We start from the raw sequence: 17728 nt of genomic DNA, 5'->3' as shown, positions 1-17728 counted from the left end.
CATCTATCATATAAATCATCTCATCAATGGAAATCAAAAATATTAGAAATTTTTCTATTATAGCCCATATAGATCATGGCAAATCCACACTTGCAGACAGGTTTTTGGATTTTACCGGAGCAATTACCGAGAGAGAAAAGGTATCTCAATTTTTAGACAATATGGATCTTGAGCGCGAAAGGGGAATTACCATAAAGGCGCAGACGGTCAGGCTAAATTATGATTATAACGGCGTATCTTATGTGCTTAATCTAATCGATACCCCCGGACACGTTGATTTTTCTTACGAGGTATCAAAATCTTTAGCCGCATGCGAAGGGGCGCTTCTTGTCGTTGATGCGACGCAAGGCGTGGAGGCTCAGACCCTTGCAAATGTTTATATAGCTTCCGATATGAATTTGACGATTATTCCCGTCATTAATAAAATAGATTTACCCAGCGCGGATCCCGAGAAAACTAGAAGAGAAATCGAGGACGTCGTCGGTATCGAAGCAGGCAACGCTATACTGGCAAGCGCAAAAGAGGGTATAGGAATAAAAGAGATACTAGAGTCGGTTATAGATACCATCCCTCCGCCGCAAGGCGATCTGCGGTTTCCATTTAAGGCTTTGGTCTTCGATTCCTGGTTCGATTCATACAGGGGCATTATAGCGCTCATTAGAGTATTCGACGGTAAGGTTTCTTGCGGGGATATTATACTTTTAATGCACTCCGGTTTTTCTTACGAGGTTCAAAAAGTGGGTGTCTATGATCCGCATATGAAGGAGTTGGACAGTTTGTCCGCCGGAGAAGTCGGGTTTGTAATAGCTAACATAAAAGATGCCGGCAGGTTTAAAATAGGCGATACCGTTACACTAAAAAATAACCCCGCCAAAGAGCATTTGCCCGGTTTTAAAGAACCTAATCTGATGGTATTCGCAGGTATTTATCCAATAGATTCCGAGGACTATATAGAGCTTAAAGACTCGATAGAGAAATTAAAACTTAACGATCCGTCATTTTCTTATGAATTGGAGAATTCACTTGCCCTCGGGTTTGGTTTCAGGTGCGGTTTCTTAGGGCTTTTACACATGGAAATAGTAGTCGAGAGGTTGGAAAGGGAGTATGGTTTAAGCCTTATATCCACGTCTCCTACCGTTCTTTATAATATAATTACTCTAAAAGGTGAAGTAAAGTCGGCGCTTAATCCTATGAAATTCCCCCCTTCAAAAGAGATACCCGCACAGGAAGTAGGGCGCATAGAGGAGCCTTTCATAAGGGCGAATATTTATGTTCCTTCTGAATTTTTGGGGAGAATAATAAGCTTGTGCGTCGACAAAAGGGGTCTGCAGATAGAGCTTAAATATATAACCAAGAACAGAGTCCAGCTTGTTTATGATTTGCCTTTATCGGAAATAGTTCTTAATTTTTACGATCAGCTTAAATCTTTGTCTAAGGGTTATGCTTCGTTTGATTATGAGTTCAAGGGGTATAGACCGGCGGACATGGTAAAGTTAGAGATTTTAGTCAATAAAGATCCGATTGATGCTTTGTCTGTGATTGTTCACAAGGACAAAGCCTATTTCCGCGGGAGAAATATCGTGGAAAAATTAGTAACGTTGATACCCAGACAAATGTTCGAGGTTGTCCTTCAAGCGCAGGTAGGGTCAAAGATTATAGCAAGGGAAGAAATCAAGGCGTTGAGGAAGAACGTCCTTGCTAAGTGTTACGGAGGCGATATTACGAGAAAGAGGAAGCTTTTGGAAAAACAGAAGGAAGGTAAGAAAAAGATGAAAAATATCGGGTCCGTCGAAATACCTCAGGAGGCCTTCCTCTCGATATTAAAAATATAATTTAGGAACAGGGTTTTTTATAGACTTGAAAGGAAAAAATTGGTATAATTTAACAGTTTGCAAATAAAGCTCGCAGGCTTAGGTATTATCTTAAATATTAAAAGTTAAAATATGGACAAACACACGCTGTGGGATTATTTTAAAGCGATAGCGATAGCTATAATCGTTGCTTTAATATTCAGGACATTTGTAGTACAGGCTTTTAAAATACCTTCCGGTTCCATGGAGCCTACTCTTATACCCGGAGATCATATATTAGTAAATAAATTTACCTACGGTATTCATATTCCTTTTGCAAAAATAAACATTCCGGTATCCCGTCCCATGACAGGGCAGGTCATAGTATTTAAGTATCCTTATGCAAAAAAGTATAATCTACAACCCGGAATAGATTTTATTAAAAGGGTAGTTGGAACACCCGGTGATAAAATTAGGATTATCGATAACAGAGTTTATATAAATAATCATATTTTTAAATGCAGATATACGGAGTGGACGTCGAATAAGATGCTCCCTTCTTATGATTCGCCGAGGGATAACTATGGTCCGATCGTGGTTCCCAAGGGTGAGATTTTTGTTATGGGAGACAACAGGGATAATAGTTTCGACTCCAGATACTGGGGCTTTGTTCCGTATAAGGATATTGTGGGTCAAGCGTTTATGATTTATTTTTCGTGGAATCCTAAAAATCATTTTGATATTCGCTATAAGCGTTTTTTAAAGATGATTCCGGACTGTAGTTTTAAAAAATAAAACAGGGTGATTTTTTAGAATTGAAGAAGAAGAAGATATTATTAAACAAAAAAGAAACGGATTTGGTTCTGTATAAATTTTTAGATAGTATTTTAAAGTCTCGGATTAATTTTAGCGATGTCCTTATAGTGGGGATAAAGAGCGGGGGGGTGCCTTTTGCTGCTTTGGTTAGGAATGCTATACTCGAGCGTTTTAATATAGGCTGTGATATGGGATACGTGGATATGACGCTATATCGGGACGATCCGCTTACCGTTAAGAAAACCGTCGATGCTACGGAATTACCGTTCGATATAAATGGCAAAGAGATAATATTGGTAGATGATGTCATAAACAGCGGTAGAACGGTCAGGGCTTCTATTGATGAGATTTTTGATTTTGGAAGGCCGGAGAGGATCAGACTTGCGGTTTTTATAGATAAAGGCGGCAGGGAGTTGCCGATATGTCCGGATTTTACGGGAAAAAAAATCAGGGTAGGAAAAGATGAAACGATACATGTAAATGTTTTAAACGAAGAAATATTTGTAGAAAAAATCACCGAAAAATAATATTTATCTTTGATGATGAGCTTTAATAAAAAAGACTTCATTTCTATTAACGATCTTACTGCCTCTGATATTCATCATTTTATAGAAATAGCCAAGGAGTTTAAAAAAGTATCGTTAAAAGGTATAAAAAAAGTTCCGACCCTGAGAGGAAAAACCGCAATAAATCTTTTTTATGAGCCGTCAACGCGAACGAGATTATCATTTGAGATTGCGCAGAAAAGGCTGAGCGCGGATTCATTAAACATCGCAGTTTCTCAGAGTTCCGTTATTAAAGGTGAAAGTCTCAGGGATACAATACTTAACCTTGAATCAATGAATCCTGACGTTTTTGTGATAAGGCACGGGGAATCGGGGGCGGCATATTTTGTATCCGAGGTGACAAAGGCATCCGTTATAAATGCCGGCGACGGCACCAACGAGCACCCTACTCAGTGTCTTTTGGATATTATGACGGTTATGGAAAAAAAGGGAGATATTAAATCCTTAAAAGTATCCGTTATAGGTGATATTTGCCATTCGAGAGTTGCAAGGTCTGATATATACGGATTTGCTAAGTTGGGAGCAGAAATTTGTCTATACGGACCGCATTCCCTTTTGCCGAAGTTAATCGAACTAAAAAACGTGAGAATTGCAGAGAGTATGGAGGAGGCACTTCGACATGCCGATGTTGTAATAATGCTAAGAATCCAAAAAGAAAGGGCGAGCTATTATTTTATTCCGTCGATAGAAGAATATAGGAATTTTTTTCAGTTAACGCCGTCGCTTTTATCTCTATCAGCGAAGGACGTTATGATTTTACATCCTGGACCGGTAAACCGCGACGTAGAGATAGCGGGAAGCATAATAGACGATAATAAAACGCATATTTTTAAGCAGGTTGAAAACGGCGTAGCAATCAGAATGGCATGTCTTTATATTTTGCTGAGTCGTCAAAAAAATTAAACTCAAATATATCGAATAAATATATTATATTCACTGTATGCAAAGTTTGCTTATAAAAAATGGTATAGTAGTCGACCCCGTTACCAAAACGGAGGTAAAAAGAGATATTTATATCGAAGCGGGGGTAATAAGAGATGTACCTCCGGAGTATAAAACAAGAGATATTAAGGTTATAGACGTAAAAAATTCGGTAATTTTACCCGGTTTAATAGATATGCATGTTCATTTGCGTGAGCCGGGTTTTGAATATAAGGAAACCATAAAATCCGGAATGGAAGCGGCAATAGCGGGCGGTTTTACGTCTATCTGCTGTATGCCTAATACTAATCCGGTAAATGATTCCAAGTCGGTAAATGTATTTTTGAGTGATAAGGTCGGTAGCCTTAATTTAATTAACCTGTTTCCGATAGGGGCTATATCTAAGGGGTTATCCGGCACTTCGTTATCTAACATGGGGGAACTCAAAGAATCCGGTGCGGTTGCGTTAAGCGATGACGGAAATTCCGTAGAAGACAGCGCACTTATGGGCAGGGCGCTATTGTATGCCCGGACTTTTAATTTGCCGGTAATATTTCATAGTGAGGATACAAAGCTTCGCGGTAAAGGAGTAATGAACGAGGGTGTTATATCCGAGCGGCTTGGAGTTGAGGGCATTCCTCATATTGCCGAAGAAATAGGTACGGCAAGGGATGTCATGCTTGCGGGGTATTACGGCGCAAACGCTCATATAGCGCATGTTTCCACGGCGGGTTCGGTCGGTATAATAAGGCGGGCAAAAAAGGACGGCATAAAAATCACGTGTGAGACGTGTCCCCATTATTTTACCCTTACGGAAGATTCGTTATTAATGTATAATACCAATGCTAAGATGAATCCGCCGTTAAGGACAAAGGAGGACGTTGCGGCAATAAAAGAAGCGCTGGCGGACGGAACCATAGACGTCATAGCCTCAGACCATGCTCCGCATAGCGAAAGTGAGAAGAATACTACGTTGGACAGCGCGCCTTTCGGAATTACAGGTCTTCAGACATCATTGCCGCTAACATTGAGGCTTTATCGTGAGAAGAAGCTTTCTTTGTCGGATATAGCCGCGTTAATGTCGCTTAATCCGGCTAAAATTTTAAATTTAGGGAACAGGGGCTCTTTGCAGAACGGATTTTTGGCCGATATTACGATTGTGGATATTCAAAAAAATTGGAAATTTACAAGGGATAAGATTAAATCCTTGAGCAAGAATTCCCCATTTATAGGCGAGAAATTTACGGGCATTCCAACCGGTGTAATAGTCGGGGGAAATTTGATTAATACTAATCTAAAACAGCAAAATTTTATATAGTGTACGGGTTTGATTTTATGACTGATTCCAAAAAAGAAAAAGCTATAATCATGTTGGATAACGGGAATTATTACGAGGGGCTATATGAAGGACGTGTTATCGAATCCGGCGGAGAAGCCGTGTTCAATACGGCCATGAACGGCTACCAGGAATTAATTACCGACCCGTCTTATAGCGGCCAGATTGTTGTCATGACGTATCCCATGATAGGCAACTATGGAATAAACGATATTGATTTTGAATCCGACAGGGTATGGGTTTCCGGTCTCGTTACCAAGAATTATACGAGAGATTTTTCGCATCATAGTGCTTCAAAAAGCTTATCGGAGTTTGTTAACTCTTTCGGATATCCGGTAATTTCCGGCATAGATACAAGATATATGACTATTTTGCTTAGAGACGAAGGACAGCTAAATGTTTATATCGCCCCGAAAGAAGCCGGAATTACTTATATGAGGGGAAGATTAAACTCATTGCCTAAAATGGAGGGACTAAATCTTGTTTCCGGTGTTTCTACCGAAAATGCCTACGAAAGAAGGGTTAATTCTCCGGAATTTAAAGTAACCATCATAGATTACGGGGTGAAATATAACACGATAAGATGTCTCAATGAGTTGAATGCCGATGTTACGGTTGTTCCGCATAATTTCTCTAAAATAGATATACTTTCGACCGAGCCGGATGGTATTCTTTTATCGAATGGACCCGGCGATCCCGAAACGATGCAAGAAGAGATAGAAACCTTAAAAAGTATGTTAGGCGAGAAGCCTATCCTTGGAATTTGTTTAGGACATCAGATACTTGCCCGTTCTCTCGGCTTTGACACTTACAAACTGAAATTTGGACATCACGGAATAAACCATCCGGTTAAGAACCTAAAGACGGAAAAAGTGGAAATTACGTCGCAAAATCATGGTTTTTGTGTTGATTTGCTTAAGACCGGGGGTAATTCAATAAATGTCGAAAATACCAAACTTACGCATATAAGTCTTAACGATAATACCGTGGAAGGCATTAAGAACGAAAATCTCAGTGTGTTTTCAGTGCAATATCACCCGGAGAGTTCTCCCGGCACCAGAGATTCAAGGTACCTCTTCGCGGAATTTAAGGATTTATGTTTAAGAAAATAGAATGAAGGCAGAACATATTCCGTCATATATAAATCTTTCTAATGCGGTATTTCGTTCAAAAATAGACGGGCTTTATGATTTGACGGAGGGCTGCGAGCTATGTCCGCGCAAATGCGGGGCAAAGCGATTTAAGGGGGAGAAGGGGTTATGCGGAGCGGCCGGCATATTGAAGATAGCGAGTATGAATTTGCATTTTGGCGAAGAGCCTTCGATATCGGGTAAAAACGGTTCTGGAACGGTATTCTTTAGCGGTTGTTCTTTAAAGTGCAAGTTTTGTCAAAACTATCCTGTAAGCAGATATTGCACGGGAAAAATTTACGATGCCTCGGGACTTGCCGAAGGCATGCTTAAATTGCAGGAAAAAGGGGCTAACAATATCAATCTTGTTACATCCTTGCATTATATGTTTTTTGTAGCAGAGGCAATTTTTTTAGCTAAAAATAAAGGTTTAAAAATCCCGATCGTTTATAACAGTTCGGGGTATGAAGAAGAAAAGTTACTTTATCTTTTGGACGGTATTATAGATATATATCTTCCGGATATAAAATATTCCGACGATAAATATGCGTTGCAATATTCCGGTGTAGCCGATTATGTCATCGTCAACAGGAGAGCGCTAAAAATTATGTACGATCAGGTTGGAGAACTTAAGGTAAATAACTGCGGCATCGCGGTTTCCGGTCTTTTGGCGAGGCATCTTGTTTTGCCGAACGGTATTAGCGGATACGCGGATTCTTTTAGATTCATTGCGGAAGAGATTGACGGTAAAGTGCCGATAAGCCTTATGAGTCAGTATTTTCCTGCGTATAAAGCGTTTTATGATATTAATATAAATAGAAAGATAACGGAAAGTGAATATTTATGCGCCCTTAAAGAGATAACCGAAGACAATTTAACGGGGTTTTTTCAGAACGACCGTAATTTATATATATAAAAAAATAAAATTATGCCTAAAAGAACGGATATCAAAAAAATCTTGATAATAGGTTCCGGTCCGATAATTATCGGGCAAGCGGCGGAATTTGATTATTCCGGAACCCAGGGTACAAAGGCGTTGGTCGAAGAGGGCTATAAAGTAGTCCTTGTCAATTCTAATCCCGCCACCATTATGACCGATCCGGATTATGCCTATAAAACTTATATAGAACCCCTTACGATGGATTTTATCGTTAAGATTATTGAGAAAGAAAGGCCAGATAGCATACTGCCTGTATTAGGTGGACAGACGGCACTCAATCTCGTACTTGAACTTCACGAAGCGGGGGTTTTGCAAAAATACGGGATAAATATCCTTGGAGCGAATGTAGATGCAATTAAAAAGGCGGAGGATAGGGAATATTTTAAGAGAAGTATGGAAAAAATAGGCATTCCGGTTTTGCAGGGCGGTTTTGCCACCAACATGGAAGAGGCTTATAATGTTCAAAAGGAAATAGGTTTTCCGGTAATTATAAGACCGTCTTTTACGCTTGGAGGGACAGGCGGCGGAATGGCCTATAATACTTACGAGTTTGCCGAATTTGCTCTAAACGGCATAAATGCAAGTCCCATTAATGAAATATTGATAGAAAAATCCGTCATAGGGTTCAAAGAAGTCGAGCTTGAAGTCATGACGGATAAAAATAGAAATACCATAATAGTGTGTTCCATTGAAAATATCGACCCTATGGGTATTCATACCGGGGATTCTATTACGGTTGCTCCGGTACAGACATTAAGCGACAAGGATCTGCAGAAACTTCGCGATTATTCTATAAAAATAATGAAGGAAATCGGCGTAGAAACTGGAGGCTCCAACATTCAATTCGCTTTAGATCCGGATTCCGACGATGCCTATGTTATAGAGATGAATCCGAGGGTTTCAAGGAGTTCGAGCTTAGCTTCAAAGGCGACTGGTTTTGCAATCGCTAAAATAGCGACTAAGCTTGCTGTGGGCTACACCTTGGATGAAATCACTAACGATATTACAAAGAAAACCCTCGCATGCTTTGAGCCGTCCATTGATTACGTGGTAACGAAAATGCCGAGGTTTACCTTTGAGAAGTTTCTGCAGACGGATAGCACTCTGACGGCACATATGAAATCGGTTGGCGAGGTAATGGCGATAGGGAGAACGCTTTGCGAATCCCTTCAAAAAGCGGTGAGGTCTTTAGAAAATGGTTATTATGGGATAGAATCGCTTTACGGGCTTGATTTAACTTATGACGAAATAGGAACTAGACGGGATATTCCGGCAGTAAAAGAGGAAATAAAATCTTTTATAGAAAATAACGATTATAGGAGATTATTTTTAATAGCCGATGCCCTAAGAGTAGGTTTTACCGTCAACGAGATATATGAATTTTCTAAAATAGACAGACTATTTATTAATCAGATTAGACTTATAGTGGAACAGGAGAAAAAACTATTTTTTAGCATAAATCCGGAAAAAGATATAGAACTTTTGAGGGAATCAAAGGAGTTGGGCTTTTCAAACAGAATTATTGCAAAAATAATTACGAGAAAGAGCGACGGTAGGCATATCCCGCCCGAAGAATACTTAAAAAAAGATAAAGATGTTCTATCTTTGATTAAAAACAAGGAAAAAATTATATATGAAGTATGTGATAAAAATAATGTGGTAAGGGTATATAAGAAGGTAGATACGTGCGCCGGCGAATTTGATGCGGCTACGCCCTATATGTATTCGTCTTACGACAAGTTTAACGAAATTAAACCGTTGGAAGGCAAGAAAGTGATAATCTTAGGAAGCGGCCCCAACAGAATAGGACAGGGTGTTGAGTTCGATTATTGTTGTGTCCATTGCTCTTTCGCGTTAAGAGACGGTAATTACTCCTCTATTATGCTTAATTGCAATCCAGAAACTGTTTCTACCGACTATGATACGTCTTCAAGGCTGTATTTTGAACCGTTAACGTTTGAGGATACTATCGCTGTTTGTAATGCAGAGGGTAATCCTCCGGTTATATTGCAATTTGGCGGACAAACGCCGCTTAAGCTTGCCGAGGCATTGGATTCCGACGGCATTAAAATATTAGGGACGCCTTTTAAGTATATAGATATAGCTGAGAACAGAGAAAAGTTTAATAATGTTATAGAAAAAATAAACCTTTTACAGCCGGAAAACGCTATGGCGTTCAGGGAAGAAGAAATTTATGAAAAAGCCGCCGCAATAGGGTTTCCTGTTTTACTCCGTCCATCTTATGTCCTTGGCGGAAGAGCAATGGAGGTTATTTACGGCGAAGCCGGTTTGTTGAACTATATCAAAAAGATATTTAAACAAGATATTTCTTTCCCTATATTGATCGATAAATTTCTTGAAGATGCGATAGAGGTTGACGTAGACGTTTTAAGCGACGGAGAATCGACTTATATTGCCGGAATAATGGAACATATAGAAGAGGCGGGTGTTCATTCCGGGGACAGTGCCTGTTCTTTGCCGGTGTTTTCCTTAAAACCGAGCGCTGTAGAGAAGATAAAAGATATTACGGAAACGCTATGCAGGGAATTCCATGTAAAGGGCCTCGCAAATATGCAGTATGCCGTAAAAAATAACGAAATATACATAATAGAGGTTAACCCTCGGGCTTCAAGGACTATCCCTTTCATAAGCAAGGCTACCGGAGTGCCCGTGGCAAAACTTGCAACAAAGGTGCTTTTAGGGGAAAAAATTAAGACATTCGGGCTTGGAAGGTCGTTTCATATAAACTATTTTTGCGTTAAGGAAGCCGTATTCCCGTTCTCCAAATTTACGAACGTAGATCCTATGCTTGGACCTGAAATGAAGTCTACAGGCGAGGTAATGGGCATAGATTTAAATTTCGGCATGGCATATGCCAAATCGCAGATAGCCTCCGGGCAAAATCTTCCGTTGTCGGGAAACGTTCTTATAAGCGTTAAAGACGAGGATAAAAAATACTTGAACGATTTATGCGGGTCGCTGATAGATATGGGTTTAAATATAATAGCTACGAAAGGAACCTCGGAATATTTAAATAAATCGGGTATTAAAAATAAAAAGATAAATAAGGTTAAAGAGGGCAGACCTCACATAATAGATGCGTTAAAGAACAAAGAGATTTCTATGATTTTTAATACGCCGAGGGGAATGAAGTCTCTTGAGGATTCTTATGCAATAAGAAGAAGCGCAGTAGAGTTTTTACTTCCTTATTATACGACTATAAGGGGAGCGACTGCCGCATGCATGGCAATTAAGGCGCTTAAGGAAAATGATTTGTCCGTAAACGCCTTACAGGACTATTATAAACGTATAAATAACATATAATAATTAGGTGGGGGGGGGTGAGGTTTTGGTACTTGATGAAAAGATTTTTTATATTACAAAAGAAGGCTATAGTAATATGATTAAAGATCTGAAAAGGTTAAAGTCCGTCGAAAGACCGGCAAATATTAAAGCAATAGAAGAAGCTATTGCGCACGGAGATTTATCGGAAAATGCGGAATATCACTCGGCAAAGGAAAAACAGGGTTTTCTACAGGGGAAGATTTTAGAGCTGGAGGATAAAATTGCTCGTGCTCAGGTTATCGACGTGGCTAAGATTTGTGAAGAGAAGGTTGTATTCGGCGCAAAGGTAAGTTTGTTAGATTTAAATAGCGACAAGGAGGTCTCGTATCAAATAGTCGGAGACACGGAATCCAGTATAAAAAACGGTAAAATCTCGATAAGTTCTCCAATCGCCAAGGCGCTTATAGGAAAATGTGTAGGAGACGAAGTAACTATTAAAGTTCCTAACGGGGTTAGAGAGTTCGAAATCCTTGACATTAAATATGCTTAATGGTAAAATGAACGCATACGCACATAATATATTATAAGAAAAAAGGGAGATTATAATGGCTTTAGACAGGGATCAGGTAATGAAGGTTATAGATGAGATTAGGCCCTCGTTGCAGTTTGACGGAGGAGACGTAGAATTAGTCGATATTCTTGAAGACGGAACGATTAACGTTAAGCTTAAAGGGGCATGCGCCGGCTGCATGGGCTCCATGATGACTCTTAAGGGCGGAATAGAACGTTTACTTAAAGAACGTGTGCCGGGAGTTAAAGAAGTAAACGCAGTTTAACGGTAAATTTTTTTATTGGATTTTCCAAAATTAAGGCATATTTCGTAAGGAATGGTTTGAGCAAGTTGCGCTATTTCTTGTGGAGTGATTTCGTTTGAAGCGTCTTTTCCCGCGATTATTACTCTGCTGCCCGGTTTTACTCCTTCTATTTTTGTTACGTCTATCATTGTTGTATTCATTGTTACAATGCCTGTAATTTTTGCAAATTTATCATTTATTAAAAATCTTCCCTTGTTGGATAATAGTCTTGGAATGCCGTTGTCGTAGCCTGCGGGAACAATTGCGATAATCATATCGTTATTTGCTCTGTATGTGTTGTTATAAGAGATAAATGCACCCTTTTTAACTTTTTTAATCTGCATAACGGAAGATTCTACGGTCATAAGCGGATTAAGGTTAATATGAGAATATCCGGTATAGTTTATATTAGGGTTTATTCCGTAGATAGAAATGCCGGGTCTTACCGCATTTGAATAGTCTTCGTCTATTTTATCGTTTAGCAGTGATGAACTGGCGCTTATATGGGCATATAAAGGCTTAATGCCTTCGCTATGGAATAAAGACAGGGTTTTTTTATAGTTGGCTAATTGGAAATTAGTGTATTCCGTGTCATTTCCGGCTGATGACAGATGGCTAAAAAAACCCTCGGTATTAATAAAATCTTTGTTTTTCCTTATGATATTTATTGCGGATTTTATTTCGTCGCCGCTTAAACCTAAGCGATTCATTCCGGAATCGAATTTTATATGAATATTTACGGATTTTTTAAGCATCTTTGCCTTGCTTAAAAGAATATGCAGATATTCCAAGCTTATCGCCGATATGCTTAAATTGAGGTTTATAGCCTCGGTTATATCTGATTCTGCAACTCCGCGGAGGAGCAGGAGCTTAGCTTTCGGAATATTTTTAAGAATGGCCGCTGCTTCTTCCATATAAATAATTCCGAAAAAATTTATTCCGTTATCTGAAAGTGTTTTTGCAACCGGAATCAGCCCATGACCGTATGCGTCAGATTTTATAACAGCAATGACGGTTTTATTCTTGACGGATTTAAGAGATTTTACGGCATCAATGTTTTTTTTTAGGTCCCTCAGATTTATATATAGAGAAGTATCGGGCATAACTTTCATTTTAAGGAAAAAGCCGGTAAAAGTCAATTTTAGGATATTCAGGAGCGTTTATACTTGTCTGAAGCCGGTGTTTTTGATATCATGTACTTTTATTATGATAATTAATTTAGGGGCGATAGGGGATAAAAATGACGATAACCGATTTAAATTTTGAGGGGATTCTTAAAAATGCTTATTTGAATAAAGATGATTTTATAGATATATTTATAGAATCTAAGGTTTCCACCCTATTGTCGAATGAGGGCAAGAGGCTTGAAAAGGCTATTAACGGTGCAGTTCAGGGGGTAGGCCTAAGGCTTATTTCCAATAATAAAACATATTATGCCTATACTAACAATTTAGAAGAAAAAAAATTGATACAAATTGCCGGAGATTTGAGAGAAGCGGCGCGCAACGATGCGGATAAGAGGGGTAACGGCAATACGGTTTTTAAGCCCTTAAATTTTAACGAAAAGAAACCTAAAACGGATTTTAGCATAACAAAAGACGTTGCCGACGTTTCTATCGATGAAAAATTAAGCAAAATAAAGCCCGTTGTCGATTACTCATGGAATTTTGATAAAAGAGTCGTTCAGGTTAATATTACTTACGTCGATTATAAGCAGGATGTCGTAATAGTGAATTCATTGGGCGATTTCGTAAAGGATATCAGGGAAAATATAGTATTTCTCGCTCATGTCGTGGTGTCCAACGGGAATAGAGCGGAGGTTGGTTATGAAGTGGCAGGAGGGTTTACCGGTTTCGAATTTTTTGATAAAAATACTCCGGAAGATATTGCAAAAGAGGCATTAAATAGAGCATTAACTCAGCTTGACGCTCCCTTTGCTCCTTCGGGGACGATGCCCGTCGTGTTATCTAATGAGGCCGGAGGAACGATGATACATGAGGCGATCGGACACGGATTAGAAGCGGATATTGCAGGCAACGGTTTGAGCGTATATTCCGACAAAATAGGAGAACGGATAGCGTCAAAATTGATAACTGTTATAGACGATTCTTCTTTAGTGGGGAAAAGAGGTTTTTACAGATTTGACGACGAAGGAACATGTTCGGATAGAAACGTGCTTGTGGAAAACGGAGTTCTAAAAAGATATATGTCCGATAGATTGTCTCTTATAAAATACGGCTACGGGCTTACCGGTAACGGTAGAAGGCAATCGTATGAGCATCCGCCTATAGTAAGAATGTCGAATACGATGATTGCTAAAGGTGAATCCGACCCCGAAGACATTATAAAAAGCGTAAGTGACGGCATTTTCGTTAGGAAAATGGGTGGGGGTCAAGTAAACACGGTTACCGGAGATTTTGTGTTCGATGTCATGGAGGGTTATACTATAAAGGGGGGTGTTATAGGTGAAGCCGTTAGTGGTGCGACACTTATGGGAAACGGTCCCGAGGTATTAAAAAACATAGATATGGTCGGTAACGATTTAGGATTCGGTATCGGAACATGCGGTAAGGACGGGCAAGGGGTCCCGGTATCCGATGCCCAGCCTACGTTAAGAATTCCTTCAATAATAGTAGGTGGTAAGAATTAAAATAATTTTAGAATGGAAAGAGTAAAAGACTGGAAATCGTATCAGAAGACGTTCAATAGACGCAGAATTAAAAAAAATCGGATCGTTTCTTTTGTAAAATATGCCGTTGTTTTAATATTCGTTATTTTATTTTTGTACGGTTCCATCAAGCTTTATTATTTTGGAGAATCGTTTACATTAATCCGAAACAAACAACTTCAGGGAACCGGAATCAGACCTATCATATTTCCTAAAAAACATAATCTTTCAGGCGTAAAGTCGCTTAATGTTCCCGTAACCGTGAAGACGGCGTCGTCGCTTCCCGCAGCAAAAGACTCGCATAAAAAATAGAGATACGGCAAAAAAGCCTTTCTGCTCATTTCTTTTTTGGAAATGTAGTATAATTGTAAAACAAGTATATATGGTAAAATTAGGCGGGGGTACGAAAAAATGGCTAAAATTATTCCGTTCGAATATTTAGAAACGGTCGTAGAACACTCTATTTCAAATATGAAAAGGATAAAAAAAGAGCTGACTCTTGCCGAAGAGATAGAATCCGTCGATTTTATATCGCTTGCAATTTTAAATATTAATTTAAATACAAAAGAATATGCAGATGATTTTACAAAAACTCTCTGCGGCGTATTGAGGGATTCCGATATCATCTGCGTTAAAAACGGTTTCATATATTTATTTCTGCCCGGGACTAATTTTGAAGGCGTTATGGATATAATAAGCGATTTTAAAGAATTTTACGACGGTATTTTCGATTATGTTGCTGCGGCGCATTTACTGAGCGATATAAAAAATATAGCATGTATCCTGCCTGATTTGCAAAAACTTGCATCAGATAAGGGTTGGAAGGTATGATTTCATCAAATTTTAATAAAAGTTTAACCGTTCATCAACACACCCTCAATAATATTTTTGTAGTGACTTTTATACGAAAGCAGCATCAGCGCGTAGGAAAAATAATTTTGATAGATGTAGAGGTATTGGCATATTCGGGATGATGATCGCAGGACTGCCCGACGTTTTCACTGAAGAGGCCAAGTGCGAGGGTAGTGTTGTGATACAAAACTATGGTTTTGGTTATCTGTTTAAAAAGATAACTATAAATCTTGCCACTGCCGGTATTCTTAACGGTTATATTATTGAGGGATAACTTTTCTTAGACGGTAAAATAAAATGCATTAAGGGCATAATAGCACTTGCTGTACTCAAATTATCTTAATAAGGACGAGATAGGCGCATAAACTATAAGAACAACCATGATACGGGGTACGAAAGAAATAGAATAGTAAAATATATCTGCAACCTTATATACTTTCTAAAGATATTATGATAAAATATATAAATTAATTAAATCATACTATATAGATATACAAAGTAGGCAAGATAACGCCATGTCATAAGACTGCTTATTGTTCGGCACAACCGACAGACATTTGGAATAGGTCATCGAGAGGCATTGCACAATTAGGAAAAGGATATAAATTATGGAACACAATTCTCATCATGAAGAACATGTTACTACAGCATTACTTCTCGCGGCAGGCACAGGCAGTCGTCTTTATCCATTGACGCAAAATGCTCCTAAATGTTTAACCATAGTTAACGGCATGTCAATACTCGAACGACTAATTTCCAATCTTAACCGTCACGGCTTCAAAAGATTAGTCGTGGTTACGGGATACATGGAAAGGCATATCAGGGATTTTCTGGGACATCGAATAGGTAACGTGGAAATTGAGTATATTTTTAGCCCGTTATACAAGACTACTAATAATATTTATTCTCTCTGGATGGCGCGCAAGGTTATCGATGAGCCGTTTCTATTGCTTGAAAGCGATCTCGTTTTTGACGAATCACTCTTAGACGCCATGCGGTATCCCGATAAGATAGCCGTTGCAAAGTTGCAACCCTGGATGAACGGGACATGCATTACGATCAAATCCCAACGGGTTAGAAGATTTTTAGCGTATAATGCAGACTCCTTTGGTGAGGTCAAATACAAGACCGTTAATATTTACAGCATTTCACATACATCATGGCGCTGTATCATAAAAAAATTGGACAAGCATATTTTAGCCGGTGAGGTGAACGGCTATTACGAAACCGTATTTGCGGAAATGATTGCTAACGGCGACCTCTCTTTTAAAATAGTTTTTTTTAACGGTAAGCCATGGTATGAAATAGACACTATTAAAGACTTAGCAGAGGCCGAGAAGCTATTTCCGTTAAATAATTATGTGACTGCAGAAAACGATACCCTTTTGCATCTTGATATTTTTGATATGCAATCGTCTGTTAACGTTGCGATATCTCCAGAAAAAAGACAGGAATCATAGATGTCGCAAAATAATTATGGGGCTCAATCTGAAAAATACAGATTCATTTCTACTCAACACGGTGGTTATTATCGGCATAATTTTATCGATCACGCCTATTTATATAACCTATATTTCCCGCCGGAAGCTATTTTCGCAAGTTTTAAAGAGCAAATTCACAACATTGTTCTAAATTATCCGGTGGCGCAGGATGCCCTTGCCGGGCTTATCGGCAAAATAATTGATCAGCCTGTTGAAAGGATCGTTGTGAGCAACGGGGCTTCCGAATTAATAAAAATAGTATCAGGACAAATATCGGGTAAGTTGATTATTCCGGTACCTTCTTTTAATGAATATGCTAATGCCGCTCCTTCTCGTCGGGTAGTTGAATTTCCGCTTGATTTTCCGTCTTTTCGGTTGTGCGTAGAAAAATTTGCCGATGAAGCGTTTCGGGTAAAGGCCGATATGGCCGTAGTGATAACGCCCAACAATCCGACGTCAATGTTGGTTCCCAAGTCCGACCTCGTTTGGCTTGCAAAAAAACTCGAATCTCACGACTGCATGCTGATTATAGATGAATCATTTTTAGATTTTGCGGAAAATCCCGACAAAATAAGCATAGAACGGGATATTGCAGATTATCCGAATATGGTGATTTTTAAAAGTATGAGTAAGGCCTATGGTATAGGCGGACTTAGGATCGGCTATATGTTAACCGCCGATTTAAAATTTGCCGAAGTCGTGAGGAATAGAATACCTATTTGGAATATTAATGGATTTGCAGAAGAATTTTTACGGCTTTTACCCGATTACAAATACGAATTTCTTGAAAGCTGCAAACAAGTCAGATACGATAGGGATAGTCTGTATGAAAAACTTTGCGGTATAAAAGGGATGACGGTTTTTAAGCCTGATGCAAATTTTGTTTTTTGTCGCTTGCCCGATTATGCACAAAGCGCTCCCGATGTTACGAAAGAGTTGTTTATTAAACATAATATGTATATAAAGGACTGTGTGGGCAAAACCCAACCGGATTCCGATCGTTATATTCGGATTGCCAGCCGTACTGAAGGAGAAAATCGCAAAATGGTCACGGCTTTGATTGACGTAATTGGCTTAAAAAATTAAGAG

General features: G+C 39.0%; 17 protein-coding genes. 16 read left to right on the top strand and 1 reads right to left on the bottom strand.

Going from position 1 to position 17728, the window contains the following annotated elements:
- Positions 1 to 26 precede the first annotated feature (26 nt).
- The 10 genes from lepA to ACMCNP_RS03655 all read left to right on the top strand — a co-directional run bounded on the left by lepA (position 27) and on the right by ACMCNP_RS03655 (position 11620).
- On the top strand, positions 27 to 1832 hold the full coding sequence (gene lepA, locus ACMCNP_RS03700; protein ID WP_419313979.1) for a translation elongation factor 4: 1806 nt from the start codon (positions 27 to 29) through the stop codon (positions 1830 to 1832).
- Positions 1833 to 1943: 111 nt separating this feature from the next.
- Positions 1944 to 2585, top strand: a complete 642-nt coding sequence (lepB, locus tag ACMCNP_RS03695; RefSeq protein WP_419313976.1) for a signal peptidase I — start codon at positions 1944 to 1946, stop codon at positions 2583 to 2585.
- A 20-nt stretch (positions 2586 to 2605) separates the two neighbouring features.
- Complete coding sequence (pyrR, locus tag ACMCNP_RS03690; RefSeq protein WP_419313974.1) at positions 2606 to 3133, top strand: bifunctional pyr operon transcriptional regulator/uracil phosphoribosyltransferase PyrR; 528 nt, start codon at positions 2606 to 2608, stop codon at positions 3131 to 3133.
- A 15-nt stretch (positions 3134 to 3148) separates the two neighbouring features.
- The gene (locus tag ACMCNP_RS03685; RefSeq protein ID WP_419314383.1) at positions 3149 to 4075 is read left to right on the top strand and encodes an aspartate carbamoyltransferase catalytic subunit; all 927 of its coding nucleotides are present in this window, start codon (positions 3149 to 3151) and stop codon (positions 4073 to 4075) included.
- Between the two features lie 37 nt (positions 4076 to 4112).
- Entirely contained in the window at positions 4113 to 5411 is a 1299-nt protein-coding gene (locus ACMCNP_RS03680) for a dihydroorotase (protein WP_419313971.1), read from the top strand.
- 17 nt (positions 5412 to 5428) lie between these two features.
- Positions 5429 to 6541: a glutamine-hydrolyzing carbamoyl-phosphate synthase small subunit gene (gene carA / locus ACMCNP_RS03675; protein WP_419313969.1), complete on the top strand. Its 1113-nt coding sequence runs from the start codon at positions 5429 to 5431 to the stop codon at positions 6539 to 6541.
- Between the two features lies 1 nt (position 6542).
- Positions 6543 to 7475: a radical SAM protein gene (locus ACMCNP_RS03670; RefSeq protein ID WP_419313966.1), complete on the top strand. Its 933-nt coding sequence runs from the start codon at positions 6543 to 6545 to the stop codon at positions 7473 to 7475.
- 12 nt (positions 7476 to 7487) lie between these two features.
- A complete protein-coding gene (carB, locus tag ACMCNP_RS03665) occupies positions 7488 to 10823 on the top strand; it encodes a carbamoyl-phosphate synthase large subunit (RefSeq protein ID WP_419313964.1) in 3336 nt (1111 codons plus the stop codon).
- Positions 10824 to 10848: 25 nt separating this feature from the next.
- Positions 10849 to 11334 carry a transcription elongation factor GreA gene (greA, locus tag ACMCNP_RS03660; RefSeq protein WP_419313961.1) on the top strand — a complete coding sequence of 162 codons (486 nt, stop codon included), beginning with the start codon at positions 10849 to 10851 and terminating at the stop codon, positions 11332 to 11334.
- 55 nt (positions 11335 to 11389) lie between these two features.
- Positions 11390 to 11620, top strand: coding sequence for a NifU family protein (locus ACMCNP_RS03655; RefSeq protein WP_419313958.1), 231 nt, complete (start codon positions 11390 to 11392; stop codon positions 11618 to 11620).
- Here ACMCNP_RS03655 and alr read toward each other — a convergent pair.
- Complete coding sequence (gene alr, locus ACMCNP_RS03650; RefSeq protein ID WP_419313955.1) at positions 11617 to 12750, bottom strand: alanine racemase; 1134 nt, start codon at positions 12748 to 12750, stop codon at positions 11617 to 11619. The two genes, ACMCNP_RS03655 and alr, sit on opposite strands and share 4 nt — an antisense overlap.
- 128 nt (positions 12751 to 12878) lie before the next feature.
- Between alr and ACMCNP_RS03645 the strand changes: the two genes are divergently transcribed.
- From ACMCNP_RS03645 to ACMCNP_RS03620, 6 genes are all read left to right on the top strand, one after another.
- The gene (locus ACMCNP_RS03645; RefSeq protein WP_419313952.1) at positions 12879 to 14288 is read left to right on the top strand and encodes a TldD/PmbA family protein; all 1410 of its coding nucleotides are present in this window, start codon (positions 12879 to 12881) and stop codon (positions 14286 to 14288) included.
- Between the two features lie 12 nt (positions 14289 to 14300).
- Entirely contained in the window at positions 14301 to 14618 is a 318-nt protein-coding gene (locus tag ACMCNP_RS03640; RefSeq protein WP_419313950.1) for a hypothetical protein, read from the top strand.
- 99 nt (positions 14619 to 14717) lie between these two features.
- Entirely contained in the window at positions 14718 to 15137 is a 420-nt protein-coding gene (locus tag ACMCNP_RS03635; protein WP_419313948.1) for a hypothetical protein, read from the top strand.
- Between the two features lie 139 nt (positions 15138 to 15276).
- On the top strand, positions 15277 to 15432 hold the full coding sequence (locus ACMCNP_RS03630; RefSeq protein WP_419313945.1) for a hypothetical protein: 156 nt from the start codon (positions 15277 to 15279) through the stop codon (positions 15430 to 15432).
- A gap of 334 nt (positions 15433 to 15766) precedes the next feature.
- Positions 15767 to 16618: a phosphocholine cytidylyltransferase family protein gene (locus ACMCNP_RS03625; RefSeq protein WP_419313942.1), complete on the top strand. Its 852-nt coding sequence runs from the start codon at positions 15767 to 15769 to the stop codon at positions 16616 to 16618.
- Positions 16619 to 17725 carry a pyridoxal phosphate-dependent aminotransferase gene (locus ACMCNP_RS03620; RefSeq protein WP_419313940.1) on the top strand — a complete coding sequence of 369 codons (1107 nt, stop codon included), beginning with the start codon at positions 16619 to 16621 and terminating at the stop codon, positions 17723 to 17725.
- Positions 17726 to 17728: the final 3 nt, after the last annotated feature.

It is taken from the genome of Candidatus Acidulodesulfobacterium sp. H_13, assembly GCF_048541835.1.
Taxonomy (GTDB): Bacteria; SZUA-79; SZUA-79; order Acidulodesulfobacterales; family Acidulodesulfobacteraceae; genus QIJE01.
Note: the sequence above shows the minus strand (reverse complement) of the source record. Positions and strands in the feature narration are given on the sequence as shown.